The sequence below is a fragment of the Labrys monachus genome, assembly GCF_030814655.1.
Taxonomy (GTDB): domain Bacteria; phylum Pseudomonadota; class Alphaproteobacteria; order Rhizobiales; family Labraceae; genus Labrys; species Labrys monacha.
This window is the reverse complement of the sequence record NZ_JAUSVK010000001.1, coordinates 2,728,085-2,753,349: the sequence shown is the minus strand read 5'-3', so window position 1 is coordinate 2,753,349 and position 25,265 is coordinate 2,728,085. Positions and strand designations below refer to the sequence as shown.

Below are 25,265 nucleotides of genomic sequence, written 5' to 3'. Positions count from 1 at the left end.
GCCATGCGCCTGTTGGTGTTCCAGCACCTGAGTTCCGAGCATCCGGGGATCTTCCGGTCGCATTTCGCGCGCGACGGCGTCGAGTGGGATGCGGTCGAGCTCGACGAGGGCGGCGTCATTCCCCCGCTGGAGGGCTATGACGCCCTCTGGGTCATGGGCGGGGCGATGGATGTCTGGGACGTCGACGCGTTTCCCTGGCTGGTCGAGGAGAAGCGGGCCATCCGCCGGTGGGTGCGCGAGCTGGAACGACCCTTCCTCGGCATCTGCCTCGGCCATCAATTGCTGGCCGACGCGCTGGGCGGCACCTGCGGCCCGCAGCATCCGCCCGAAGTCGGCGTCTTCGATGTCGGCCTGACGTCGGCCGGCCGCGAAGACCCGCTCTTCGCCGGGCTCGAAGAGCGCTTTGCCGTCCTGCAATGGCATTCGGTGCGGGTGGCGCAGCCGCCCGCAGGCGCCTCCGTCCTCGCCGCCTCGCCCTCCTGCGGCGTGCAGGCGATGCGCGCCGCGCCGCGCGCCTGGGGCATGCAATATCATGTCGAGGCGGAGAACGCCGCCGTGCAGGAATGGGGCGGCATCCCCGCCTACAGGGCCGCGCTCGAGCGCACCAACGGCGCGGGCGCCATGGAGAGGCTCCAGGCCGACATCGCCGCCCATGCCGACGGATTCGAGCGGAACGCGGCCATCCTCTACCGCAATTTCATGCAGCTCGCCGGTCGGTGACATATGGTTCGCAGGGCGCCCGGGGGCTTGACTTCGCCCCCGAATTGGCGCGCCTTTGCCGGAAGGGAGAAGACCATGGCCGAGGGAACGCCGCGTCCGACCACTGGCATTCCGATGCCGCCGCCCGATCCGCGCATCATGCAGCGGCGCGAGTCCATCCTCGACGGCCTGGCGCGGCTGGTCCCGGCGGAGAACCTGATCTCCAGCGAAGACGAATGCCGCGCCTACGAGACAGACGCCTTCACCGCCTATCGCGCCATGCCGCTCGCCGTCGTCCTGCCGGAAAGCACGGATGAGGTTGCGGCGGTCCTGCGCTTCCTCCACCGCGAAAACGTTCCCGTCGTCCCCCGCGGCGCCGGCACGTCCCTCGCCGGCGGCGCCCTCCCCCAGGCGGATGCCGTCGTGGTCGGCCTCGCCAAGATGAGCAAGGTGCTGGAGCTGCGCTTCGAGGACAGGATCGCGCGGGTGCAGGCCGGCATCACCAATCTCGGGATTTCCGGCGCCGTCGCCCATGAGCGCTTCTTCTACGCGCCGGATCCCTCCAGCCAGCTCGCCTGCACCATCGCCGGCAACATCGCCATGAATTCCGGCGGGGCGCATTGCCTGAAATATGGCGTCACCACCAACAACATCCTCGGTGTGCGCCTCGTCACCATGGAAGGCGAGATCCTCGACATCGGCGGCGACACCATGGACGCCGACGGCTACGACCTGCTCGGCATCGTCATCGGTTCCGAGGGCCAGTTCGGCATCGTCACCGAGGCGGTGGTGCGCATCCTGCCGATGGCGGAAGGCGCCCGGCCGATGCTGGTCGGCTTCGCCTCGCCGGAAGCGGCGGGACGCTGCGTCGCCACCATCATCGGCTCGGGCATCATCCCGGTGGCGATCGAATATATGGACAAGCTCGCCATCGAGATCACCGAGGGCTTCGCCCATGCCGGCTATCCGCTCGATGCCGCAGCCATGCTCATCATCGAGGTGGAGGGCTCGAATGCCGAGATCGAGCGCCTGCTCGGCCTGATCGCCGCGACGGCACGCGAGCATGGCGCCACCACCATCAAGGTCTCGACCTCGGAAGCCGAGAGCGCCGCGATCTGGAAGGGCCGCAAGTCCGCCTTCGGCGCCACCGGGCGCATCGCCGACTATATCTGCATGGACGGCACCATTCCGACCGGGCAATTGCCGATGGTGCTCACCCGCATCGGCGAGATCACCCGCGCCCACGGGCTGCGCGTCGCCAATGTCTTCCATGCCGGCGACGGCAACCTCCATCCGCTCGTGCTCTACAACGTCAACGACGCCGACCAGCGCGAGAAGGCGGAGGCCTGCGGCTTCGACATCCTGCGCCTGTGCGTCGAGGCCGGCGGCTGCCTCACCGGCGAGCACGGCGTCGGCATCGAGAAGCGCGATCTCATGCGCACCCAGTTCAACCAGACCGATCTCGACCAGCAGAAGGCCCTGAAGCTCGCCTTCGACCCGAAATGGCTGCTCAATCCGGCCAAGGTCTTCCCGCTCGACATGCGGCCGGACAGGTCCTGACATGCCCGAACCCGTTCTCCATCCGGCCGACGAGGCCGAACTTGCGGCCATTGTTGCGGATGCCTGCGCGGCGCGGCGCTCCGTGGCCGTCGCCGGCGGCGGCTCGAAAGCCGGCATCGGCCGCCCGGCCGAGACCGCTGCGGCGATCGGCACCGCCCGTCTCACCGGCGTCACGCTCTACGAGCCGGCCGAGATGGTGATCGGCGCCAGGGCCGGCACGCCGCTCGACGAGCTCACCGCCCTGCTCGACGGCAAGGGCCAGATGCTGCCGTTCGAGCCGGCCGACTGGCGCGCCCTGCTGGGCACCGAATCGAGCCGGCCGACCCTCGGAGGGCTGGCGGCGGCCAACCTCTCCGGGCCGCGGCGCATCACGGCCGGCGCCTGCCGCGACAGCCTGATCGGCGTGCGCTTCGTCAACGGCAAGGGCGAGGTGATCAAGAGCGGCGGCCGCGTGATGAAGAACGTCACCGGCTATGATCTCACCAAGCTGATGGCCGGCTCCTGGGGCACGCTCGGCATCCTCACCGAGCTGGTCTTCAAGGTGCTCCCCAAGCCGGAAGCGAGCGCGAGCCTCGTCTGGCACGGGCTCGACGACGACAGGGCGGTAGCCCTGATGTCGGCCGGGCTCGGCAGCCCGTTCGAGGTCTCCGCCGCCGCCCATCTGCCGGCCGACCCCGGCGGCGAGGCGCGGACGGTGCTCCGGCTCGAGAATTTCAGGAGTTCGATCGCCTATCGCACCGAAGCGCTCGCCCGGCAGCTCAAGCGCTTCGGCGGCTGCGACGTGCTCGACCACCAGGCCTGCCGGGCCTTCTGGCGCCAGGTCGGCGAGGTGGCGCCTTTGGCCGGACGGGACGGCGCCGTGTGGCGCCTGTCGGTCGCGCCGTCCAAGGCGGCGGCGCTCGGCGCCGAACTGCGGCGCCGCGGCGAGGTGAAGCTGTTCTACGACTGGGGGGGCGGCCTCGTCTGGCTGCTCGCCCCCGAAACGGCCGGCATGGCGGAGGCGATCGAGGCGGCGAGCCGGGTCCAGGGCGGCCACGCCCTCCTCGTCCGCGCCGGCGCCGACTTCCGCGTGTCGGCGTTTCGCTTCGGGCCGCAGGAAGGTCCGCTCGCCGGCCTCCACGCCAGGGTGAAGCAGACCTTCGACCCGGCCCATATCCTCAATACCGGCCGCCTGGGAGCCTGATTTGCAAACGAACTTCTCTCTGGCCCAGCTCGCCGATCCGCATATGCGCGAATCCGAGCAGATCCTGCGCTCCTGCGTCCATTGCGGCTTCTGCACCGCGACCTGCCCGACCTATGTGCTGCTCGGCGACGAGCTCGATTCGCCGCGCGGGAGGATCTACCTGATCAAGGACATGCTGGAGGGCGGCAAGCCGGCGACGGCCGAGGTCGTCAAGCATGTCGACCGCTGCCTGTCCTGCCTGTCCTGCATGACGACCTGCCCCTCCGGGGTGAATTACATGCATCTGGTCGACCATGCCCGCGCCCATATCGAGCAGACCTATGAGCGCCCGCCGGCCGAGAAGGCGCTGCGCCGCCTCCTTGCGGCGGTCCTGCCCAACCGGCGTGCCTTCCGCTGGAGCCTGAGGCTGGCCCGGCTGGGGAGGCCCCTCGCCGGCATCGTCCGCAAGCTGCCCCAGAGCGAAAGGCTCGCGGCGATGCTGGCTCTCGCCCCCGCCTCGCTGCCCGCGCCCTCGCCGGCGGCTCGCCCCGGGGTCTTCCCTGCCGCCGGCCCCCGCAAGGGACGCGTCGCCCTGCTGACCGGCTGCGCGCAGGCCGAACTCGCGCCGGGCATCAACGAGGCGGCGATCCGCCTGCTCAACCGCATGGGCGTCGAGGTCGTGCTGCCCAAGGGCGAGGGGTGCTGCGGCGCGCTCGTCCATCACATGGGCAAGGAGCAGGCCGCCCTCGCGCATGCCCGGGCCAATATCGACGCCTGGACGGCGGAACAGGCAAACGGCCTCGACGCCATCCTGGTGACGACCTCGGGCTGCGGCACCACCATCAAGGATTACGGCTTCATGCTGCGCGAGGATCCGGCCTATGCCGAAAAGGCGGCCGCGGTCTCGGCCATCGCCAGGGACATCAGCGAATATCTCGACGGCCTGCCGCCCTTGCCCGCGACGCGGCAGACCGGACAGACGGTGACCTACCATTCCGCCTGCTCGCTCCAGCACGGCCAGCAGGTGCGCTCCGCCCCGAAGACGCTGCTCGCCCGGGCCGGATTCACCGTGAAGGAGCCGGCCGAGGGGCATCTTTGCTGCGGGTCCGCCGGCACCTACAACATGCTGCAGCCGGCGATCTCCGCCCGGCTGCGCGAACGCAAGCTGAAGAATATCGAGGCGACCGGCCCCGACATCATCGCGGCCGGGAATATCGGCTGCATGACGCAGCTCGCGCAGGGCACGGCCACACCCGTCGTCCATACCGTCGAACTGCTCGACTGGGCCACCGGCGGGCCGATGCCCAAACCCCTGCAACAAGCGCGGGGAGTCGCCGAGAAGGTCTGATCCAGGCCGTTTCACCATCCTTGCCGCGCGCTCGCCCGTTTGCTCCAACCCATTTCCTCGATATTTCATAGCCATCGATACGGAGTTCTTCATGTCCGCCTCCCTTCCTGCCGGTCTCGCCGTCTCGGGCGTGATGGGCGACCGCTACGACGAAATCCTGACGCCGGAAGCCTATGGGTTCGTCGTCGACCTGCACCGGCGCTTCAACAAGACGAGGCTGTCGCTGCTGGCCGCGCGCGCCGAACGGCAGAAGCGCTTCGACGCGGGGGAGACGCCGGACTTCCTGCCCGAGACCAAGGAGATCCGGGACGGCGACTGGCGCGTCGCGCCGCTGCCCGCCGACCTGCTCGACCGCCGGGTCGAGATCACGGGCCCCGTCGACCGCAGGATGATCGTCAACGCGCTGAATTCCGGCGCCAAGGTGTTCATGGCGGATTTCGAGGACGCCAACTCACCGACCTGGTCCAACTGCATCGACGGGCAGATCAATCTGCGGGATCGCTGGGCCGGCAGGATCGACTTCACCGACAAGGTTTCGGGCAAGGCCTATGCGGTGAGGCCGAACCCCGCCGTGCTGATCGTGCGCCCGCGCGGCTGGCATCTCGACGAGGCGCATGTGAGCGTCGACGGCGAGCCCGTGTCGGGCTCCCTGTTCGATTTCGGCCTGTATTTCTTCCACAACGCCAAGGCGCAGGTCGAGCAGGGAACGGGCCCCTATTTCTATCTGCCCAAGCTCGAGAGCCATCGCGAGGCGCGGCTGTGGAACGAGGTGTTCGTCCATGCCCAGGAGAGCCTCGGCATTGCCCAGGGCACGATCAAGGCCACCGTGCTGATCGAGACGCTGCCCGCCGCCTTCGAGATGGACGAGATCCTCTACGAATTGCGCGCCCACATGGCGGGTCTCAATTGCGGGCGCTGGGACTATATCTTCTCCTTCATCAAGAAGCTCGCCCGCAACGAGGCCTATATCCTGCCGGACCGCAGCCAGGTGGTGATGGGCAAGGCGTTCCTGCGCGCCTACAGCCTGCTGCTGATCAAGACCTGCCACCGGCGCGGCGCTTTCGCCATGGGCGGCATGGCGGCGCAGATCCCGGTGAAGAACAATCCCGCCGCCAACGAGGCCGCCTTCGCCAAGGTCCGGGCCGACAAGGAGCGCGAGGCCGGCGACGGCCATGACGGCACCTGGGTCGCCCATCCCGACCTGGTGCCGGTGGCGATGGACGTGTTCGACCGGCTGATGCCCGGCAAGAACCAGCTCGACAACAAGCGCGAGGACGTCGATGTCGGCCGGGCCGAACTGCTCGAGGTGCATGAGGGCACGCGGACCGAGGCGGGCCTGCGCGAGAACATCCGGGTCGGCGTCCAATATATGGAAGCCTGGCTGCGCGGACGCGGCGCGGTGCCGATCTACAACCTGATGGAGGACGCCGCCACCGCGGAGATCTCCCGCGCGCAGATCTGGCAGTTCGTCCGGTACGGCGTGACGCTGGAGGGCGGCATCAAGGTGACGCCGGCCTGGTTCGAAACGGTCTTCGACGAGGAAATGGCCCGGGTGCGCAAGGAGGTCGGAGAAGACGCTTTCGCCGGCGGCCGCTTCCCCGACGCGGCGAAGCTGTTCAAGCAGCTCTCCCTGGCGCCCGACTTCGCCGATTTCCTCACGCTGCCCGCCTACCGGATGATCGTCTGAGCCGGCCGCGCCATCCCCCCGCGAGGGCGGTCCCGCCCTCGCGCGTCGCTTCGGCCGTCAGCCGGCCGAGGGCCTCGCGGACGAAGCCGCCGACGGCCAGGAGCGCCGGCTGGTCGGATACAGGAGATAGGCCTGCGGATCGCTGCCTATCCACAGGGCCAGCGTGATGAAGACGTCGGCACCGCAAGGACAATCGGCGCGCTCGATGCGCGCGATCGTGCCGTAGGACACGCCGGTCAGCTTCTGAAGCTGCCGGACGGTCAGGTTGCTGCCTTCGCGCCGGCTGCGGATATCGTGTCCGAACTTATTCCAGTCGATCTGGACCAAAGTGGGGTTCTTGAATCCCATTTTCCGCCTCGCGGGTTGGCGGCAGGCATCGCTCGCGCGCCCCGACGTACCGGCGTTCGCCTTCGACGGCGCGCCAGGGGACCTTGTGGAACTCGGCCCGGTCAAAGCACGGCGAGCGGAGACACCCCGCCCCTTCATGAAGGAATGAAACTATATCCCTGCTTAGCTAGATCGAAGTCGCGCAGAATCTGAATTAATAAACGCTCATATTGGAATATGAGTGGAATTTAATCTTACTAAATGAGTTATTTTTAATATTTACATACGCCGAATGACTACTGTTGTTGCATGAATGTCATTCTGTATCGATATTTCAGCCATTCTCGACAGCGATGTTTAAGAGAATGAACATGAATTCCATCTATAGAATGGCGGCAATATATCTTATTGCGTCAGCCGGTCTGGCTGCTTCGTCTTCCCTTTCGGCCCGGGCCGACGACAACACGGCAAGCGAGATCAAGCTCCTCAAGGCCCAGTTGAACAAGCTGGAGCGGAAGGTCGACCGGGAGGCGAAGGCCAGCCGGGAAATCGCGGCGCGGGATGCGAGGAAGGCGGGGTCGCCTGCGGCGGCCCAAGCGGCGAACCAGGGTGCAACCCAGGCCCGGGCCGCCTCGCCCAATTGCCTGCCCGGCTCCTTCTGCTATCGAGGCCTCACCATCACGCCCGGCGGCTTCTTCGCCCTCGAAGGCTTCAACCGCGGCCGCAGTCTCGAATCCGACGTCGCATCGCCCTGGAATTCCATTCCCTTTGGCAACAACAAGATCGGACACACCGAGGAGACGCGCCTTTCGGCACGCCAGAGCCGGCTCTCGCTCCTTGCGCAGGGCCAGATCGATCCGGCGACGACACTGTCCGGCTATGGCGAGTTCGATTTCCTCGGCGCCGCGCAGACCGCCAATTCGAACGAATCCAATTCCTACAATCCCCGCATTCGCCACCTCTACGCTGCCTGGGATCAGTCGGACTGGGGACTGCACGTGCTGGCGGGCCAGACCTGGTCGCTGACGACGCTGAGCCCCGGAATGGTGCCCCGGCAGGAGCAGATCCCGCTGACCATCGACGCCCAATACGTTCCCGGCTTCACATGGGCACGCCAGGCCCAGATCCGCGTCGTCAAGAATTTCGGCCCCGATCTCGCCGTCGGCTTCTCCGCGGAAAACGCGCAGACGACCTTCTCCGGCACGGCTCCGGCCGGCGCGGGCGTCGTGGCGACCTCGCTGAACGGATGCGGTGGATCGTCGTCCGTCAATCCCTCGGGCGCCAGCAACTTCAATGCCTGCAACGCACAATCGACCAACCGGGTGCCGGACTTCGTGGGCAAGGTTTCCTACGATCCCGTCATCGACGGACGCAAACTGCATTTCGAGGCCTATGGCCTCCTGCGTGATTTCTACGACCGCACCGACGGCGTGGCCGGTACGGGAGGCAATCACGACGTGTTCGGCGGCGGCGTTGGCTTCGGCGTGACGGCCGAAGTGCTGCCGAAGCTGGTGGACGTCCAATTCTCGGGCCTGACGGGCAGCGGCATCGGCCGCTACGGAACAAGCGGCCTTCCGGATGTGACCTATAACGCGAACACGGGGGCCCTGATGCCGATCAGCGAGACGCAGCTGCTCGCGGGTTTGATCGTGCATCCCCTGCCGACGCTCGACGTCTACGCCTATGCCGGCGAGGAAATCGCCCGCGCGAAATTCACCCCCGGCTCCGCCTCCGGCTTCGGCTTCGGCAATCCCGCCTCGATCAATTCAGGCTGCTTCGACGAGTTGTCGACGGCCACCTGCGTCGGCAACACCAAATCCGTGGCACAGGCGACGATCGGGCTGTGGGATACCCTCTACAAGGGCAATTTCGGCATGATGCGGGCCGGCCTGCAATATTCCTTCACCGAACGGACGGGGTTCGCCGGTGTCGGCGGCACGCCGAAGGCCGACGACAACATCGTCATGACCAGCCTGCGATACTATCCCTTCTGATGCCTTGCGAGAAGGCTGGCGCCGGGACCTTCCCGGCGCCGACGCGCCATCGGCCGCCTTCCTTCTCCTCCAAATGCAGATGCCCACGCTCGCTGAAGCGTGGGCATCGCAATGGCACCGACCGTGGTTCGGACGAGCCGGCGCCTATGGGAAAGCCGCGGTCAAGGCGGCAACGAGCGCGTCATCCGGGGATCACCGGTCGCACACGATATGATGGCGCACTGGGACGCGCCTGTGGTGGACAGCCGGCATGTCGGAGGACTGATCGCCGGAGAGAAAGCGCGCCTGGCTCGGCTCGCTCGCGGTATCGCTGCCGAACCACGGCGCCTCGCCGCCGCCGACGATGACGGCGCCCTGCGGACTGTTGCTGATCGCGAAGGCCGGGGAGAGAGGGAGGGCGCATCCGAAAACGATGAGGGCGCTGCAAAAAATGGTCTTCATGAACTTACCTTTCTGACGAGTGGATTTCGCGGTATCGAGGCCGTGCCGCCGCGCGGCGCGCAGGGGGTACTTCGAACGGCGCGCCTATCGCGGGCGGCACGAGCAGCTATGCCGATACGGCTTGTGGACCAGGCCGGTGCTGCGGGCGGGCGTCCGTGCCGCGGCGGCCGCGGCGAGCGCCGCCTTGTGGCTGTAGTAATATTGCTCGGCAAGGATGGGATTGTCCGGGAAGTCCCTGTCGGCCGCGTCGGCCCAGGCCAGGGATGATGACAGCGGAAGCGCCAACGACACCAGGGTGCCGACGAGAAGCAGCGTCTTCATTGCATCCTCCGGCGGGGGCGACGGAGCGATCCGGGCATCGCAGATCTCCTCATGCATTTCTCCTTCAGTTGGTTGTCGTATCAGTACTGTCTCCCCGGAAAGCAAATATTTGAAGTTAATATTCGCTCATTGCTCTTGGATTAGTGAAACTTAATCTTCAGATATCATCTGCTGCTTCTTTGAGCCCCTCCCCGACGGTGCGGGGATCAACGTGACCCGGCTAAGGCGGGCGACACCCGACGACCGTGTCCCTTCCGGCCATTCAGGCCATCCGAAAAGTATGAAGGCGTCCCGGACAGAATCGATTTCCTGTATTAAAATTCGTTAATCTCGGGATTTATCAAATATGTCCGTCTAAAATTCAATAATACCTTTGGTTGTATAATGTAGTTTATGCAAACTTATACGCTAGAGGGATGAGTAAATTCTAATAATACACGCACAATAGTGTCTTTTATGTAACACGGACCCCGCAATTGTATTTTTGCGTGCGATTTTACGCGCCATATACATTGCCGACATCAAAGACTTGAAGCAGTCTCCGCGCATCGATCCAGAGTGATCGTGCCCCGCATGCGGACGCGTGGTGTCCCGTTCTCCGACGAGACCGGCCAGAGCACCAGGCGGCGCCCACAACAATCTACGTCCCGGAGACAATAAGATGAGATCAAAAGCAGTACTTCTCGGCGCAGCCGCAAGCCTCGCTACCGCCTGTGCCGCACACGCGGCCGATCTGCCGATGGAAAAGGCGGCGCCGGCTGAATATGTGAAGGTCTGCTCCCAGTTCGGGCCGGAATTCTTCTATATTCCGGGTACTGATACATGCCTGAAGATCAGCGGCAACATCCGCGCCGACTACGGCTTCAACACGGCGACCAATTCCAACCGCCAGGCCGGACAGTCGAACCGGGCCACCAACCAGACGGCCTTCCAGGGCAGGTTCCAGCTCGGCTTCGATGCCCGCACCGACACGGATTACGGCTTGCTGCGCTCGTTCATCCTGATCGACGTGCTGACGGGCACGACCGGGAGCCAGCAATGGCAGACCGGATTCAATTCCACCGCCAGCAGCACCTTCTACGTGGACAAGGCCTATATCCAGTTCGGCGGCCTGACCGCCGGCTATGCCGAATCCTTCTATTCCTTCTACGATAATTATTTCGGCGACACTTATTTCGCCCCCTACTTCGGATCGGGCATCTTCACGCAGAATTTGCTGGCCTATACGGCCCAGTTCGGCGGCGGCCTGAGCGCGACGGTTTCGATGGAAGATCCCGGCTCCGGCCGCGGCGGCTTCGGCGGCGCGGACGGCGCGCTGGTGAACGGCGGAACGAAGATGCCGAACTTCGTCGCCAACGTCCTGTATGACAGCGCTTGGGGCAAGGCCCAGGTGATGGGCGCCATCCACGAGGCGGATGCGCTCGGGCTCAGCTCCGGCGAGACCAAATATGGCTACGCATTCGGCGCCGGCCTGTCGGTCAACCTGCCCGTGATGACGGGCGCCTATGTCGCCCTCGAAGGCGATTACGGCAATGGCGCGAGCGCCTTCACCGGCGTGAGGAACAACCAGTTCTCGCCCGCCGGCGCGCCGAATGCCTACGACGCCGACATCGTGGCCGGCGGCGGCACCAAGACCACCACCAGCTGGGCGCTCACGGGCGAAGCGGGTGTCAACCTGACGCCCCAGCTGAAGGCCATGATCTTCGGCAGCTACGGTCGGTACAACGCCCCGTCCGGCGCGCTCGACGACGGCGATTTCACCTCCTATGTCGCGGGCGGCCAGCTCGAATATGAAATCGTCAAGAACATGTCGATCGGCGCCGAAGTGTCCTATGTCGGCACCAATGCCAAGGGGCTCGCGCAGGTGATGCTGGCCGATGGAGAGGAACTGGCGAAGCAGAAGACCAACGCCCTGGTGGCCGGCGTGCGGCTCAAGCGCACCTTCTGAGCCCCGACGAAGACGACGGTCGCCGACAGGGGCATCGGCGGCTGGAACGAAGCCCCTTGCAGGACGAGGCGTCCGACGCCGGATGTCGCGGCATCCGGCCCGCCGCCTGACCTGCGCAGCATTGGCGGCTCCGCGTCCAGCGGGGTCGCCTTGTCATTCATCGGGGACGCGGCGCCCCGTCGGACCGGCACGGCCCGCTATTTACGATGAGAAAGTATTTATATTAAGTTTTATTCATCCTGCCGCTGGAGAATGTTTTCACATTGACTTGACGGTTTTTTCACCTGTAGCTTATCTTCATAACGAGGCGTAACGACACTCAATTTAATATACTTGTGGAACTAAACTGAATTTTTCCGGCCAGGCAACAATCTGGGCGGGGAAATATCCGGTTCGCGAGGCCGGATCCCATGATGGTGACCTCCAAGCATCCATCAGAAACAGCCCGGAGCAATCCGGGCTGTTTTGCTTCCACCCATCGTCACAGGGCGGAAGGCCGTCGGCTGCCCGGCTGAGGCGCGCATGGCGAGCACGCGGGAATACCGCTGGTTCCGCAAATAGCCGCCAGATCGGGAGCCTGCGGGCTGCGACAGCTCCTTGCCCTTCTCCGACTTTGGCGGGCGCCTCCGAATAAAGGCAGGAATGGAGCATATTCCGTCCTAAAACACGTTATCGATCACAAATCCGGAGAGCCGGCTCATCTTTTTCTCACATTTATTTCAATCCTGACCGTCTCGTTTTTAATTGCAGCATGAGCCCCCCACCGCTAATTTCTCCCTCGACGACGGCCGATGCCGCCGAACATGAGGAGCAGACCATGAACAAGATCATCCCTTCATCACTCGCCGCCATCCTTCTTGCCCTGTCCGCGTCCAGCGCCCTCGCCGACGCGGCCGACAGGAACTATCCGGACAACCCGATCCTGGCGGAACATTATTTCTATGCGCATCAGGCGAGCGCAGCGTCCCTTCCCCAACTCCATACCCAGGCGTCGAAGTCCGCGCGCAAGGCGGACGCCGGCAGGCCTCACTTCGTGTCCCTCCCCGGAGCCCGCTGACCGGATCGGCGCCGCGCCACAGGCGGCCCGGCCGGGACCTGACTGACATCATTGCCCGCCGCCGGGGACCGCCCGGCGGCGGGCAATTGTTTGCAAGCCGCCTCCGCGCGAACAAGGCCTGCCGGCCCGAGTTCCCCCGCCCCCAAAAGCCGGTCACGCTCGTGCCACCGGATCGGGGCAGCCGTCCGGCGCCCCGGCAGGCTTCGACGGCGAGGACAGCGCCATTCCGGCGAGCCGGCCATGCACCTCGCCGCGATTCCGCCTGTCCCATCCATGACGCCGCACGTGCCCTCCACGGCCGCGCTCCCCAACGCATCGCCGGCACCGGATGTCCGGGTGTCCGGGTGTCCGGGTGTCCGGGTGTGGGAACGTTCTCCGCGGGAGCGCAGACGCCATAATGCCGCCAAAGAAATGGCCGACCCGGCTGTGGCGCGTCTATTGCGAGTCGCCCACACGCCGCGCGGGAAAATTATACCATCGAGGTTCGCAACCTGCTCCCGGCACAACCATCCGCCCCCGCGATACACGCTTGCCGAGCAGTTGAATTTCGATGAAATAAAGTAAAAAATTAATATTCACTCACCGGAGAGACATGAACGAATCTTAACTTACATATTTTCATTGCTTATATAAGAACATCTCTGCCGAAACGGATACGGACGCTATAAAAATGCGATTACTATTAGTTGAGGATGAAGAAAAGTTGGCGGCCACCCTCGTCAATAACCTGAAAAGCGAGGGCCTTGGCGTCGACGTCGCCGAAAACGGCGCCAAAGGCATCCTCATGGCGACGAATTACGCCTATGACCTCGTCATCCTCGACATCACGCTGCCCGAGCCGAACGGTACGCAAATTCTCAAGCAGATCCGCCAGGACGACTGCGAGACGCCGGTGATCATGCTCACCGCGAGATCCTCGGTCCAGGACAAGGTCACCCATTTCGAGAGCGGGGCAGACGACTACCTCACCAAGCCCTTCGCCTTCATGGAGTTGCTCGTCAGGGTGCGCGCCCTGCTGAGGCGGCGGTCGGCGCAACAGACCGACGTCATCCATATCGCCGATTTCGAACTCGATCGCGTGACGCACCGGGCCAAGCGCGCCGACCGGCGCATCGAACTCAGCGGCAAGGAATATGCGTTGCTGGAATATCTGGCGGCCAATGCCGGCCGCGTCCTTTCGCGGGCCATGATCCTCGAACATGTCTGGGACCAGAGCTTCGAAAGCCTGACCAACATCGTCGAGGTCTATATCCGCCAGCTCCGCAACAAGATCGACGAGGGATACCCGCACAAGCTGATCAGGACGGTGCGAGGCGCCGGATACATCTTCGGAGATTCCAGCACCTGATGAACATACGATCCATACAAGTAAGAATAATCGTATGGTATACGGCCTTCATACTGGCGATGATATTGGTATTCGGCACCTACACATATTACAGGCTTTACGACTGGCTTTACGGCGACCTGCTGAGCAATCTGACGCAGCGAGTGGAGCATCTGCGCCGGGACGTTCTTCCCGACATCTCCGGATACAGCAACGGCGAAATCTATCGCAAGATCCAGGATGTCTATTCTCCCGAGGAGAATGACCGCTTCATACGGATCAGCAAGCGGGACGGAGAGATCCTCTATGTTTCGGGTGCCCCCAGCGACCACTCGTTCAGCAGCGGCGATATTCCGTTGCCGCGGGACTACAGCGGCGTCATCTCCGAACGGATGGAGAAGCTCAGGAAGAGCGCGAATTTCATGCTCGTCGGCGTCGACGCCGATATAGCCGGTACGCATTACGTCTTCGAAATGGGCGCCTCGACGCTGCCCATCCGCACCGCCATGAACAAGTTGCTCGAGATCTTCTTCATCGGCGCGCCTTTCCTCTTCTCCATCACCGTGCTCGGCGGCGTCGCCATCGTCCGGCATGCGCTGATGCCCATCAAGAGCATCAGCGACACCGCGCAGAAGATCAGCTTCGGAGGCCAGCGCCAGAGACTGCCGATCGTGCAGACCGGCGACGCCATCGAGCACCTCTCGCAGACGCTCAACCAGATGCTCGAACGGCTCGACCAGGCCTATGAGCAGGCAAGCCGCTTCTCGGCCGATGCCTCCCACGAACTGCGCACCCCCCTCGCCATCATCCGCAGCGAATTGGAGGGGCTGCTTCGCGAATCGGACCTGCCCCAGGTGATCACGACCCGGATCGGCGGCTCGCTGGAGGAGGCCGAGCGCCTCTCCCATATCGTCGAGGGCCTGTTCGCCATGGTCCGGCTCGATGCCGGCGAGGCGAAGACGAAGCAGGAGGTGTTCGACTTCGCCGATCTGGTCCGCACCACGCTGGAGCAGATGCGCCTGCTGGGCGAGGAAAAGAACATCGCCATCGGCCTGGAGGCTCCAAGGCCGGCCTTCGTCACCGGCGATACGGTTCGCCTGAAGCAGGCGGTCGTCAATCTCCTCGACAACAGCATCAAATATACCCGGCCGGGTGGCGAGATCGTGCTGACGATCACGACCTCCCATGCGGGGGTCAAGCTGCAGGTCCGGGACAACGGCATCGGAATTCCGCCGGCCGAGCTGCCGCATATCTTCGAGCGGTTCTACCGGGCGAGCACCGCGCGATCGAGCGACATCGAGGGGACCGGCCTCGGTCTTTCGATCGTCCGCTCCATCTGTCAGGCCCATGGCGGGCAGGTCAGCGTCGAGAGTGCCGAAGCGCAGGGAACGACGGTCGAAGTCGATCTCCCGCTCTCCAGTCAAACAAATCCCCGGACGAGTGCGGCCACATAATATCGTGGCGTCCCTCGTCTGTCTTGAGAGCCTTTTTATTCAATTCCGTCGCGATACGCGCCTTTAACTGTACCCAAACGGGATCGTTCCGATGTCTGTCGTCGCGTATATATTACGAAGGCCGTATACGGTCATCTCGATCCTGATCCTGGTCTGCATCCTGGGTGTCGGTGCGGGGCTGCGCATGCCCATCGACATCTTTCCGGACATCGACATTCCCGTCGTCAGCGTCGTCTGGACCTATAATGGCATGGACGCCAAGGACATCCAGGACAGGATCCTGACACTGCACGAAAGGCAGATGGCGTCGCTGGTCGACGACATCGCGCGGATCGAGACCACCAGCTATGACGGCGTCGGCGTCGAGAAGGTCTATCTCCACCAGGGCGCCGACGTCACGCGGGCGATCTCGCAGCTGTCGAGCAGCGCGCTCGTCGTCCTCAAATACATGCCGCCGAACATCACGCCGCCGCTGGTCATCCGCTATGGCGCGACGGACGTCCCGATCATCCAGCTGAGCCTGTCCAGCCCCTCCTTGCCGGACACCAAGCTCAACGACCTCGGACAGAACATCATCCGGCCGGACCTCGCCGTGGTGCACGGCGCCGAGGTGCCCTACCCCTATGGCGGCAAGCCCCGCGTCGTCATGGCCGACCTCGACCAGCAGGCGCTGAGTTCCCGCGGCCTGTCGCCGTCGGACGTCAGCCGGGCGCTGCAGGAGCAGAACGTCATCCTGCCGTCCGGCGACGTGAAGATCGGCACGCGGGACTATGCCCTGACGATGAACAACAGTCCGGACGTCATCGACAGGATCAATGACTTCCCGATCAAGCAGGTGGACGGCAAGGTCATCTTCATGCGCGACGTGGCGCATGTCCATGACGGCTTCCAGGTGCAGACCAATTCGGTGGCCGTCGACGGCACCCCCGGCGCCTTGATGACGATCCGCAAGACCGGAGGCGTTTCCACGCTCGCGGTGATCGACGGCGTCCGCAGCGCGCTTCCCGATATCGAGAAGGTGCTGCCGCCGGGCGTCTCCATCAAGGCCATCTTCGATCAGTCGATCTTCGTCAAGGCCGCCCTCGGCAGCGTGCTGATGGGCGGCGCGATGGCCGCCGGCCTCACCGCGCTGATGATCCTCCTCTTCCTCGGCAATTGGCGGCTGACGCTCATCATCCTGGTGTCGGTGCCGCTCTCGATCGTCGCCGCCGTCCTCGCGATGTATATCGGCGGCCAGACGCTCAACACGATGACCCTCGGCGGCTTCGCCCTGGCGGTCGGCATCCTCGTGGACAACGGCACCGTCGTCATCGAGAACATCGAACGCCATCTCGCCAGCCGGGAGCCGCTCGAGCTGGCGATCATCCGCGGCGCCGGCGAAGTCGGCATTCCGACCCTGCTGTCCACGCTGTGCATCTGCATCGTGTTCGTCCCGATCTTCCTGCTCCAGGGCACGGCCAAATATCTGTTCTCGCCGCTGTCGCTGTCGGTCTGCCTGTCGCTCATCGCCAGCCTGGTGCTCTCCTTCACGCTGGTGCCGATCCTGTTCCGCTCGCTGATGCGGTCGAGCGTGCATCATGCCGATGCCGGCCCGGCCGTGCCGCCGGGCCGGTGGAACCTGTTCGCGATCGCGCACCGCAAGTTCGAATCCGGCTTCAACGTGCTGAGGACGGGCTATCGTCACACCCTGGCGGCGGCCCTCTCCCAGCCCAAGACCGCCATCGCCTTCTTCGCCATCCTCATGGCCGGCTCTCTCCTGCTGTTCCCGCAACTCGGCGAAGACTTCTTTCCGCAGGTCGATGCCGGCGAGATGCGGCTCCATGTCCGTGCCCCGCCCGGCACGCGCCTGGAGGAAACGCAGCAGGATTTCGCGCAGATCGAGGCCGCCATCCGCCAGATCGTCGGCGGCGGCCAGATCAGCGTCATCCTCGACAATATCGGCCTGCCCTATAGTGGCATCAATCTCGCCCTCAGCGATTCGGCCACCGTCGGCCCGATGGACGGGGAGATCCTGATCTCGCTGAAGAAGGTCCACACGCCGACGGCGCTGCTGGTTCAGCGCCTGAGAAGGCTTCTGCCGCGCAAGTTCGCCGAAATGCAGTTCTTCTTCCAGCCGGCGGACATCGTCGACCAGGTGCTGAATTTCGGCCAGCCGGAACCGATCGACGTCCGCGTCTCCGGACCGGACCAGGGCTTCGCCTGGGGCCTGGCGACCAAGCTGGTGCACGACCTTGAGGCCGTTCCCGGCGTCGTCGACGCCCATGTCTTCCAGGTGCCGGACGCCCCCGCCCTCGGCATCGACATCGACCGCACGCTGGCGACCGAGTTCGGCCTGGACCAGCGGACGATGGCGGGCGACATGCTGGTGACCACCAATTCCAGCGCCCAGACCACGCCGAATTTCTGGATCGATCCGCACAATGCCGTGAGCTACCCCCTGGTCGTGCAGATGCCGACCTACCGCATCGATTCCACGCAGGCGCTGCGAACCATGCCCGTGACCTCGCAAACCGGCGCCCACGGCACCGAACTGCTGACGAATGTCGCCCATTTCCGGCGCGACGCCACCCCGATGGCCCTGTCGCAATACAATCTGCGGCCGGTCTTCGACGTCAACGCCGACGTGCAGGGACGCGACCTCGCATCCGTCGCCGCCGACATCGACAGGGTGATCGCGGCGGACCGGCCTCCGTCGGCCAAGGCGACGACCGTCACGCTCGGCGGCCAGATCGAGACGATGCGCCAGAGCTATTCGGGCCTGTTCGGCGGCATGGCGCTGGCGGTGGTGCTGGTCTACTTCCTGCTGGCGATCAACTTCCAGAGCTGGGTGGACCCGGTCATCGTCCTCATCGCCGTCCCCTTCGCCCTCAGCGGGGTGATGTGGATGCTGTTCCTGACGCAGACCCATCTCAGCGTGCCCGCCCTGATGGGCACGCTGATGTGCATCGGCCTGACGACCGCCAACAGCATCCTCATCGTCGCCTTCGCCAACCAGCGCATGGAGGCGGGCGACAGCGCCTGGCTCGCCGCCGAAATCGCCGGCTTCACGCGCATGCGCCCGGTGCTGATGACGGCCGGCGCCATGGTCCTCGGCATGATCCCGATGGCGCTGGGCGTCGGCGAAGGCGGCGAGCAGAACGCGCCGCTCGCCCGCGCCGTCATCGGCGGCCTGCTCTTCGCGACATTCGCCACCCTCATCCTCGTTCCAACCCTGTATCGGATCCTTCGCCATGCCCGTCAGTGAGAAAGCGGAAGTGCAGACCCGACCGGAGGCCGTCGTCGCCGCGGATCCGGAAGCCCACGGCTTCGCCGCTTCGGCCGGTCACGGGGCCTCCCCTTCGGGGACGCGCCGGAAATTCATGATCACCGGCAGCGTCGTCGGCCTCGTCCTCATCGGCTGCTTCTCGCTGGTCAGCCATCTCAAGGCGCGCGAGGAGGACGAATTGGCCCGGGCCACGGCGCAGGTGAATGCGGAGCCGCCGACCGTCGACGTCCTCACGGTCGGACGATCCTCGCCGACCTTTCCCCTCGTGCTTCCCGGGGAAACCCAGGGCTGGTACGAAAGCGTCATCTATGCCCGCGTCAACGGATATGTCGCCGACTGGGCCGCCAATATCGGCGACAAGGTGCGCAGGGGCCAGGTGCTCGCGACGATCGAGACGCCCGACCTCGACGCCCAGCTGACGGCGGCGCAAGCCAGGCTCACGGCGGCGCAGGCGCTCGTCGTCTCGCGCCAGAGCGACGTCGTCTTCGCGACGGCGACCTATGAGCGCTGGAAGAATTCGCCGACGGGCGTCGTTTCCGAGCAGGAGCGCGAGGAGAAGAAGGCGGCTTGCGACAATGCGGTGGCCCAGCTCAAGGAGGCGCAGGCGCAGGTCGGCCTCGCGCGGGCCGACGTCGACCGCTACACCACACTGACCGAATTCAAGAAGGTGATCGCCCCCTATGACGGCACGATCACGCAGCGCCACATCGATATCGGCAATCTGGTGACCGCGGGCAGCGCGGCGAGCACAACACCGCTCTACCGCATCGTGAAGGACGATCCGATCCGGGTCTTCGTCGACGTCCCCCAAAGCGAGGCGCAGGACATCCGGAACGGGCAGCCGGCCGAGATCCGCACCAGCGCGTCGGCCGGCCGGGTTTTCCGCGGCACCGTCGCGCGCACGGCCGCTTCGATCGACCAGAAGACGCGCACGCTGCGGGTGGAAGTGGACATCCCGAATGCCGACCACGCCCTCGTCTCCGGGCTCTATGTGAGCGTGACCTTCAGGGTGCCGTCGGACGGCGCCGCGCAGCTTCCCGCCGCTGCGCTGATCTTCCGCTCCGGCGGCGCCGAGGTCGCCATGATCGGCAAGCGGAGCGACGTCGAATTCCGTAACGTCACGATCTCCCGGGACGACGGCGCGACGGTGGATGTGAGCTCCGGCGTGTCGGTCGGCGACAAGATCGCGCTCAATGTCGGCAACCAGATCGCCGACGGTGCGATCGTCCGGACCCACGCGCTCCCCGGCGCCGTGACGACCGCTTCGACGGGCCGGTGATCCATGTTCAAGATCATCCGAGATGCCGGCCGCCTCCTCATGGGGTCGGCGGCCCTGACCTGCCTCGCGGGCTGCGCCGTCGGCCCCGACTACCATCCCGCCCTGATGGCGGTCCCCAGCCGCTTCGCCGCGGCCGGGCTGCAGGCGGGCGGCCCGATGCGGGAAGCGCCTGTCGACCCGGCGAAATGGTGGCTGACGCTGCATGACCGCGAGCTCGATTCGCTTGTCGCCCGCGCCCTCGCCGGCAATACCGACCTCGAGATCGCCCTCGACCGCATGCAGGAAGCGCGGACGCAGGAGGCGGTCGTGCTGGGAAGTGCGCTGCCGAGCGCCGGCTTCAGCGCGGGCGCGGCGCGCGGCACCGGCACCGACCTCGCCAGCGGCCGCGCCGCCTCTGCCCTCGTCGCCGCCGAAACGCGGCGGCAGTCGAAGCAGGTCGACGGCATCGCCGGTTTCGACGGCGGCTGGGAGATCGACCTGTTCGGCCGCTACAGGCGCGAGATGGAGGCGGCGCAGGCCGACAGGCAGGCCGCCGCCGATGCCAGGCATTCCGTCCTCGTCTCGGTCGTGGCGGATGTCGCCCGGGCCTATGTCGAGATGCGCGCGGCCCAGCGGCAGGCCGATGTGGTGCGCGAGACGGCAGGCGCCCTGCGCGAATATGTCGGGCTGAACCAGCAGCAGTTCAGCCGCGGCATCAGCAACGAACTCGACTTCACCCTGGCCCAGCGCGAGCTTGCGACGGTGGAGGCCGAGAAGGGTCCGATCGAGGCCGAAATCCGGCAACAGCAATATGTCATCGCCGGACTGGTCGGGGAATTTCCGGAGACCCTGGCGAAGGAACTCCAGCGGCCCGGACCCTTCCCCCGTCTGCCGGGACGGATCCCGCTGGGCCTGCCGGCGGACCTGCTGCGCCAGCGCCCGGACATCCTGGAGGGTGAACGCGAGCTCGCCGCCGACACCGCCCAGATCGGCGTCGCGACCGCGGACCTCTTCCCGCGGCTCTTCGTGACGGCCGGCGGCGGACTGGAGGGCCGCGGCGCCGGCGTCGGCCCGAATGCCGCCAGCCTCATCTGGTCGATCGGTCCCTCGCTCAGCGTCCCCCTGCTGGATTTCGGCCGGCTCGACGCCCTCGTGCAGCAGGCGGGGCTGCAGGCGAAGGAAGCGGCGGCGCGATACCGGCAGACGGTGCTGAACGCCGTCCGCGATGTCGATGTCGCCGCCGCCGCCTATAAAGGGCAGGAGGACCGGCTCGGCGCGCTTTCCGTGGCGCTGGGCGACAGCCGCAAGGCGGTCGGGCTCGCCAACCAGCGCTTTCAGCGAGGGCTGACCGATTCGCTCAACGTCATCGACGCCGAGCGCCAGCAATATGACCTGGAAAAGCAATATGTATCGGCCCAGCAGTCCGCCGCCGAGGCCTTCATCGCGCTCTACCAGGCCTTGGGAGACGGCTGGCAGGACGACCGCGCCTTCGCAGCCCCGCCGAAGCCGCAGCCGGCGCTGGTGGCCGCCGTCCGGAGCCTGCTCGGACATGACGCCCGATGAGGGCGGTCGCCGGCATCAGCCGGGGTCGGCCTGCCCCGCTCCTGGCGCACAGGCCGCTTCGCCCAGGCCCAGCCGATCGGCCATGCCGGTCCGCATCAACGACAGCAGCGGCTCGTCCGGCAGGCTCCGGCCCCAGCCTTCGAAATGCACGACGTCCTCCGGGGGCAGGCGGCGGCGCCACCCCTTCACCTCCAGCTCGGGCCTCGTATAGGCCTCCTGCACATAGCCGAGGCAGAGATAGGCGACGAGGGTCACCCGCGGCGGGATCGCCAGGATCTGCTTCAGCCTGGCACCGTCGAGGATGCTGACCCAGCCGATGCCCACTCCCTCCGCCCGCGCGGCGAGCCAGATGTTCTGGACGGCGCAGACGGTCGAATAGGCGTCCATCGCCTTGTCGTGCGTGCGGCCGAGGACGACCGGCCCCGCCCTGTCGGGATCGCAGGTGATGCACAGATTGAGCGGCGCCTCCACGATGCCCTCCAGCTTCAGCGAGCGGTAAAGCGCCTGCTTCTCGGGCGGAAACATCGCCGCCGCCTCCGCATTGGCGGCCTCGAACAAAGCCTGCACCCGGCGGCGCGTCTCGGCGCTGCGGAGCACGAGGAAACTCCAGGGCTGCATGAACCCGACGGAGGGGGCGTGGTGGCCGGCATCGAGGATGCGGGCGAGCACCTCGTCGGGAACCGGATCGGGCCGGAACTGGCTGCGCACGTCGCGCCGCGTGAAGATGGCGCGGTAGACCGCATCGCGATCCGCGGACGAAAAGGGTGCGGAAGGCGCAAGCGCCCCGCCTGGATCATCCATCGTCATTCCCCTTGCGATGGCGATCGCCGCGCCGTCCGCGCGCGCCGATCTATCGTCTTCGGCCGGTCTCCTGACTCGGGTTCAACCCGTCCGCACGCCTTCCCCGCCTCGGCGAGTGGCTTTCATGCGGACAGTCCCCCTCACAGTGCTGGGCGCGTCACGGCATCGACCGTGTTCCCGATTCTCCCGCCGCAGCGGGCACCGAAGGCGGAGCTGCATAGCACGGATGCGGGAGGGCGCAGAAGGGGGATTGCGCGGCGAAGGCCGGTTCGGCACCCCTCCGCGACGCGCCCTCTCCTGCTTCTGTCGCCGCAGCCGGCTCGGCCGGGCAGCGACGTTCAGACGGGTTCGAGCATTCCGAGCACCGACACGGCCGCGACGGCGCCCAGGCCGAGGACGATCTCGGCGAGCGTGGCGAAGCGGATCAGGCGGACGGAACCGGAGCCTCGCCGCGCCATACGCGGCACGAGGCCGTAGCGATTGACCAGCGCCAGGCCGGTCATCGCCGCGACGGCGGCGATCTTGGCGGCGAGCAGGGCCTGGTAGGGCGACGACCAGTCGGTCGGCAGGCGGCCGAGGACGAGACAGGTGTTGACGAGGCCGGAAGCGATCGCCAAAGCGACGGCGACATGGCCCGCATTGGAGAAGCGCCGCAGGGCGAGCCCCGCCTCCGGGCGGGCGGCCGTGTCCAGCCTCGCCAAGATCGGCAGCAGCGGAACCATCGCCCCCAGCCACGCCCCGGCCGACAGGACATGAACGCCGTCGTTGGCGACATGGGCGATGCGCAGCCAGCCGTCCTGCATCACCGCGTGGCCGGTGAGCGCCACGCCGGCAAGGAGCAGGCCGGAGGCCAGCGCGACGGCTTTCCTGCGGATCCGGAGCGGGAAAAAGACCGCCGCGAAGAGCAGCGCCGCCCCCGCCGCCTGCGCCTGCCAGGCCCGGCCGACGGTGGTGTCGAACAGGACGTCGTGCAGCGTGGCGAGATCGGTGGCCGCGCTCCACCCCTCCCCGATCGTCGCCGTCTCGATCGGCAGGGCCGCGAGCGTCGTGGCGAGCGCCGCCGCGACCGCGACGATGGCCGGGATGCGCAGACGCCGCGCCACGTCGTCAGCCAGCCTGCGCGGCACGAGCACGGCCAGATAGGCGGACGCGCCCCATACCAGCATCAGCGATGCGTCATGCAGGAACCGGCAGATGTCGAGCGCGGCGTCCGGGCCGATCATGGCTTCACGGTGAACTTGTAGCTGCCATGGGTCTTGTGGCCGTCGGCGGACAGGGCATGCCAGCTGACCGTGTAGACGCCCGCGCCGAGCGTTCCCGACAGGGGAACCATCAGCGTGGCGTTCTTGTTCATCAGCATGGGTTCGCCGGTCGCCACCGCGGCCTTGCCGGGGCCGGTGACCTTCACGCCCGAAAATTTCAGATTGAGGTCCTCGCTGAAATTCAGGTCGAGTTCGGTCGGGGCGGCGGCGACCGTGCCGTCGACCGCAGGGGTGGCGGATTGGAGATGGGCATGGGCGAACGCCTGCCCGGCAAGGGCGAAAAGGGCGATGGCCGCCAGGGCGGCGCTCTGGAACGTCTTGGACATGGAATGACCTTCAGGTTGAGATCGGATCGGCCGCCGATCATCGGCTTGGATCGCGGCAGGCTCCTGCCCGCCGCGGCAGGCTCAGGCGAATGCTCGCCGGAGAGGAGGAATGGTGCGGATCGCCAGGAGATCGAAGGCGAGCATCGCCAGGACGGCGAGGCCGGTGATCGGAAAGACGATCCCCACGGCAACGGCGGCGGCCCAGAGAAAGCGGAAGACGCCGGGATCGGCCGGATAGGGCGGCACGCCCATCTTGCCCGCCGGCCGGCGCTTCCACCACATCACCACGGCGGAGACCGAAGCCAGGACGATGGAAAGGCAGGTGGCGAGCATCACCAGTTGGTTGGCGAGCCCCCATTCCATGCCCTGGTGGACATTGATGCCGAATTCGATCGCCTTGCCGACGGGGCCGTAATCCTTGAACCCGAGATCGACGATCGGCTTGCCGCTGTACTGGTCGATGTGGACGGTGCGCTCCTTCGACAGGTCACCGAAATAGATCGCGGCGGTGTAGACCCCCGTTCCGTCGGACGGCAGGGCCATCTCGAAGCCGGGCGCAAGGCCGAGGCCATGGGCGACCGCCATCGCCCGGTCGATGCCGATCGGCGCGGCGCCTGCTGCGGGCGCCGACAGGGGAACGGGGGCGTTCTCCACCGCCCAACCCGCATTGGGGAGAACGGCCTGGGTCGGCAGGGCCGATTTGGGCACGTCGTCCCAAAGCTGCGCGGGAAAACCGATGCCGAGCTTTGCCGAATAGGTGCTGAGGTTGGCGCCCCAGAAGCCCGACCACGGCATGCCCGTCAGCGCCAGGAAGAAGATGACGAGGCCCGCCAGTGCGCCGGTCACGGCGTGGACGTCGCGCCACCAGATCCGCCGGCCGGGCGTTGCACGGACCGTAAGGACGCCGCCGGACCGGCCGCGCGGCCACCACAGATAGAAGCCCGTCACCACCAGGACGAGGGCGAAGCCGGCGATCGCCTCGATGAGGCGATTGGCTAAGGTGCCGAACAATTCGAGGCTGTGGATCTTCTTGAGGAGATACATCGGCTCGCGGTCGCTGCGCATCGTAGCGAGCACGGCGCCGGTATAGGGGTTGAGATAGACCAGATGCGGGCCGTCTCCCGTCGTCACCGTCACCACGGCGGACGCGGCCGGCGAGGCGGGCTCGCCGAAGGATGTCGCCGTCGATCCCGGCAGCGCCGCGACGGCCTTCGCCACCAGCGCGCTCGGCGGCAGAGCCGGCGTGCCCGTTTCGGTGACGACGGTGCGATAGGCGAAGACGGTGTGATTGATCTCACCCTTGAAGAGATAGAGCGAACCGGTGATCGCCAGAAGGATCAGGAAGGGGACGCTGAGGAGTCCGGCATAGAAATGCCAGCGCCAGATCGCTCGTTGCAGCGACAGGCGCGACGAGCCAGGGGCCTGGCTCAGATCGGCGGTAGCCATGAAGATGTCCTGAGTTCGC

The 25,265-nt window shown here is 66.0% G+C and carries 20 protein-coding genes and 1 riboswitch; of the genes, 13 read left to right on the top strand and 7 right to left on the bottom strand.

The window, feature by feature from the left end:
* Nucleotides 1–3: 3 nt before the first annotated feature.
* From J3R73_RS12435 to aceB, 5 genes are all read left to right on the top strand, one after another.
* Nucleotides 4–720 (top strand): type 1 glutamine amidotransferase, encoded by a 717-nt coding sequence (locus J3R73_RS12435; protein ID WP_307427027.1) that lies wholly within the window; start codon nt 4–6, stop codon nt 718–720.
* A gap of 75 nt (nt 721–795) precedes the next feature.
* Nucleotides 796–2,259 carry an FAD-linked oxidase C-terminal domain-containing protein gene (locus J3R73_RS12430; RefSeq protein WP_307427024.1) on the top strand — a complete coding sequence of 488 codons (1,464 nt, stop codon included), beginning with the start codon at nt 796–798 and terminating at the stop codon, nt 2,257–2,259.
* A 1-nt stretch (nt 2,260) separates the two neighbouring features.
* Entirely contained in the window at nt 2,261–3,442 is a 1,182-nt protein-coding gene (gene glcE / locus J3R73_RS12425; RefSeq protein ID WP_307427021.1) for a glycolate oxidase subunit GlcE, read from the top strand.
* Nucleotide 3,443: 1 nt separating this feature from the next.
* On the top strand, nt 3,444–4,769 hold the full coding sequence (gene glcF / locus J3R73_RS12420) for a glycolate oxidase subunit GlcF (protein WP_307427018.1): 1,326 nt from the start codon (nt 3,444–3,446) through the stop codon (nt 4,767–4,769).
* 91 nt (nt 4,770–4,860) lie between these two features.
* Nucleotides 4,861–6,456, top strand: coding sequence for a malate synthase A (aceB, locus tag J3R73_RS12415; protein WP_307427015.1), 1,596 nt, complete (start codon nt 4,861–4,863; stop codon nt 6,454–6,456).
* Nucleotides 6,457–6,513: 57 nt separating this feature from the next.
* Here aceB and J3R73_RS12410 read toward each other — a convergent pair whose 3' ends face one another.
* Nucleotides 6,514–6,804 carry a helix-turn-helix domain-containing protein gene (locus J3R73_RS12410; RefSeq protein WP_307427012.1) on the bottom strand — a complete coding sequence of 97 codons (291 nt, stop codon included), beginning with the start codon at nt 6,802–6,804 and terminating at the stop codon, nt 6,514–6,516.
* A gap of 350 nt (nt 6,805–7,154) precedes the next feature.
* On the opposite strand from J3R73_RS12410, the gene J3R73_RS12405 reads away from it, so the two are divergent.
* Nucleotides 7,155–8,777: a hypothetical protein gene (locus J3R73_RS12405; RefSeq protein ID WP_307427010.1), complete on the top strand. Its 1,623-nt coding sequence runs from the start codon at nt 7,155–7,157 to the stop codon at nt 8,775–8,777.
* Nucleotides 8,778–8,969: 192 nt separating this feature from the next.
* Here the strand turns inward: J3R73_RS12405 and J3R73_RS12400 are convergent, their stop codons facing one another.
* Nucleotides 8,970–9,218, bottom strand: coding sequence for a hypothetical protein (locus J3R73_RS12400; RefSeq protein ID WP_307427008.1), 249 nt, complete (start codon nt 9,216–9,218; stop codon nt 8,970–8,972).
* Nucleotides 9,219–9,302: 84 nt separating this feature from the next.
* The gene (locus J3R73_RS12395) at nt 9,303–9,539 is read right to left on the bottom strand and encodes a hypothetical protein (protein ID WP_307427005.1); all 237 of its coding nucleotides are present in this window, start codon (nt 9,537–9,539) and stop codon (nt 9,303–9,305) included.
* 661 nt (nt 9,540–10,200) lie between these two features.
* Here J3R73_RS12395 and J3R73_RS12390 point away from each other — a divergent pair.
* The 7 genes from J3R73_RS12390 to J3R73_RS12360 all read left to right on the top strand — a co-directional run bounded on the left by J3R73_RS12390 (nt 10,201) and on the right by J3R73_RS12360 (nt 21,411).
* The gene (locus J3R73_RS12390; protein WP_307427001.1) at nt 10,201–11,487 is read left to right on the top strand and encodes a porin; all 1,287 of its coding nucleotides are present in this window, start codon (nt 10,201–10,203) and stop codon (nt 11,485–11,487) included.
* 817 nt (nt 11,488–12,304) lie between these two features.
* The gene (locus tag J3R73_RS12385) at nt 12,305–12,544 is read left to right on the top strand and encodes a hypothetical protein (protein WP_307426998.1); all 240 of its coding nucleotides are present in this window, start codon (nt 12,305–12,307) and stop codon (nt 12,542–12,544) included.
* Nucleotides 12,545–13,214: 670 nt separating this feature from the next.
* Nucleotides 13,215–13,892 (top strand): response regulator, encoded by a 678-nt coding sequence (locus tag J3R73_RS12380; RefSeq protein WP_307426995.1) that lies wholly within the window; start codon nt 13,215–13,217, stop codon nt 13,890–13,892.
* A gap of 59 nt (nt 13,893–13,951) precedes the next feature.
* Nucleotides 13,952–15,325, top strand: coding sequence for a sensor histidine kinase (locus tag J3R73_RS12375; protein ID WP_307426992.1), 1,374 nt, complete (start codon nt 13,952–13,954; stop codon nt 15,323–15,325).
* 91 nt (nt 15,326–15,416) lie between these two features.
* Nucleotides 15,417–18,569 carry an efflux RND transporter permease subunit gene (locus J3R73_RS12370; protein ID WP_307426989.1) on the top strand — a complete coding sequence of 1,051 codons (3,153 nt, stop codon included), beginning with the start codon at nt 15,417–15,419 and terminating at the stop codon, nt 18,567–18,569.
* The gene (locus J3R73_RS12365) at nt 18,556–19,869 is read left to right on the top strand and encodes an efflux RND transporter periplasmic adaptor subunit (protein WP_307426986.1); all 1,314 of its coding nucleotides are present in this window, start codon (nt 18,556–18,558) and stop codon (nt 19,867–19,869) included. The genes J3R73_RS12370 and J3R73_RS12365 overlap by 14 nt, the downstream gene beginning before the upstream one ends.
* A 3-nt stretch (nt 19,870–19,872) precedes the next feature.
* Nucleotides 19,873–21,411 carry an efflux transporter outer membrane subunit gene (locus J3R73_RS12360; protein ID WP_307426984.1) on the top strand — a complete coding sequence of 513 codons (1,539 nt, stop codon included), beginning with the start codon at nt 19,873–19,875 and terminating at the stop codon, nt 21,409–21,411.
* A 15-nt stretch (nt 21,412–21,426) separates the two neighbouring features.
* On the opposite strand, the gene bluB is transcribed toward J3R73_RS12360, so the two are convergent.
* The 4 genes from bluB to J3R73_RS12340 all read right to left on the bottom strand — a co-directional run bounded on the left by bluB (nt 21,427) and on the right by J3R73_RS12340 (nt 25,252).
* Nucleotides 21,427–22,212: a 5,6-dimethylbenzimidazole synthase gene (gene bluB, locus J3R73_RS12355; RefSeq protein ID WP_307426982.1), complete on the bottom strand. Its 786-nt coding sequence runs from the start codon at nt 22,210–22,212 to the stop codon at nt 21,427–21,429.
* A 43-nt stretch (nt 22,213–22,255) separates the two neighbouring features.
* Nucleotides 22,256–22,433, bottom strand: a riboswitch (cobalamin riboswitch).
* A gap of 117 nt (nt 22,434–22,550) precedes the next feature.
* The gene (copD, locus tag J3R73_RS12350) at nt 22,551–23,435 is read right to left on the bottom strand and encodes a copper homeostasis membrane protein CopD (RefSeq protein WP_307426978.1); all 885 of its coding nucleotides are present in this window, start codon (nt 23,433–23,435) and stop codon (nt 22,551–22,553) included.
* Nucleotides 23,432–23,800, bottom strand: coding sequence for a copper homeostasis periplasmic binding protein CopC (gene copC / locus J3R73_RS12345; protein WP_307426975.1), 369 nt, complete (start codon nt 23,798–23,800; stop codon nt 23,432–23,434). The genes copD and copC overlap by 4 nt, the downstream gene beginning before the upstream one ends.
* A gap of 81 nt (nt 23,801–23,881) precedes the next feature.
* Nucleotides 23,882–25,252 carry a PepSY-associated TM helix domain-containing protein gene (locus J3R73_RS12340; protein ID WP_370880079.1) on the bottom strand — a complete coding sequence of 457 codons (1,371 nt, stop codon included), beginning with the start codon at nt 25,250–25,252 and terminating at the stop codon, nt 23,882–23,884.
* Nucleotides 25,253–25,265: the final 13 nt, after the last annotated feature.

What these genes read in the sequence shown, in the direction of transcription:
- J3R73_RS12435 (WP_307427027.1), top strand. Translation starts at nt 4, where the DNA reads ATGCGCCTGTTGGTGTTCCAGCACCTGAGTTCCGAGCATCCGGGGATC.
- J3R73_RS12430 (WP_307427024.1), top strand. Translation starts at nt 796, where the DNA reads ATGGCCGAGGGAACGCCGCGTCCGACCACTGGCATTCCGATGCCGCCG.
- glcE (WP_307427021.1), top strand. Translation starts at nt 2,261, where the DNA reads ATGCCCGAACCCGTTCTCCATCCGGCCGACGAGGCCGAACTTGCGGCC.
- aceB (WP_307427015.1), top strand. Translation starts at nt 4,861, where the DNA reads ATGTCCGCCTCCCTTCCTGCCGGTCTCGCCGTCTCGGGCGTGATGGGC.
- J3R73_RS12410 (WP_307427012.1), bottom strand. Translation starts at nt 6,804, where the DNA reads ATGGGATTCAAGAACCCCACTTTGGTCCAGATCGACTGGAATAAGTTC.
- J3R73_RS12405 (WP_307427010.1), top strand. Translation starts at nt 7,155, where the DNA reads ATGAATTCCATCTATAGAATGGCGGCAATATATCTTATTGCGTCAGCC.
- J3R73_RS12400 (WP_307427008.1), bottom strand. Translation starts at nt 9,218, where the DNA reads ATGAAGACCATTTTTTGCAGCGCCCTCATCGTTTTCGGATGCGCCCTC.
- J3R73_RS12395 (WP_307427005.1), bottom strand. Translation starts at nt 9,539, where the DNA reads ATGAAGACGCTGCTTCTCGTCGGCACCCTGGTGTCGTTGGCGCTTCCG.
- J3R73_RS12390 (WP_307427001.1), top strand. Translation starts at nt 10,201, where the DNA reads ATGAGATCAAAAGCAGTACTTCTCGGCGCAGCCGCAAGCCTCGCTACC.
- J3R73_RS12385 (WP_307426998.1), top strand. Translation starts at nt 12,305, where the DNA reads ATGAACAAGATCATCCCTTCATCACTCGCCGCCATCCTTCTTGCCCTG.
- J3R73_RS12380 (WP_307426995.1), top strand. Translation starts at nt 13,215, where the DNA reads ATGCGATTACTATTAGTTGAGGATGAAGAAAAGTTGGCGGCCACCCTC.
- J3R73_RS12375 (WP_307426992.1), top strand. Translation starts at nt 13,952, where the DNA reads ATGATATTGGTATTCGGCACCTACACATATTACAGGCTTTACGACTGG.
- J3R73_RS12370 (WP_307426989.1), top strand. Translation starts at nt 15,417, where the DNA reads ATGTCTGTCGTCGCGTATATATTACGAAGGCCGTATACGGTCATCTCG.
- J3R73_RS12365 (WP_307426986.1), top strand. Translation starts at nt 18,556, where the DNA reads ATGCCCGTCAGTGAGAAAGCGGAAGTGCAGACCCGACCGGAGGCCGTC.
- J3R73_RS12360 (WP_307426984.1), top strand. Translation starts at nt 19,873, where the DNA reads ATGTTCAAGATCATCCGAGATGCCGGCCGCCTCCTCATGGGGTCGGCG.
- bluB (WP_307426982.1), bottom strand. Translation starts at nt 22,212, where the DNA reads ATGGATGATCCAGGCGGGGCGCTTGCGCCTTCCGCACCCTTTTCGTCC.
- copD (WP_307426978.1), bottom strand. Translation starts at nt 23,435, where the DNA reads ATGATCGGCCCGGACGCCGCGCTCGACATCTGCCGGTTCCTGCATGAC.
- copC (WP_307426975.1), bottom strand. Translation starts at nt 23,800, where the DNA reads ATGTCCAAGACGTTCCAGAGCGCCGCCCTGGCGGCCATCGCCCTTTTC.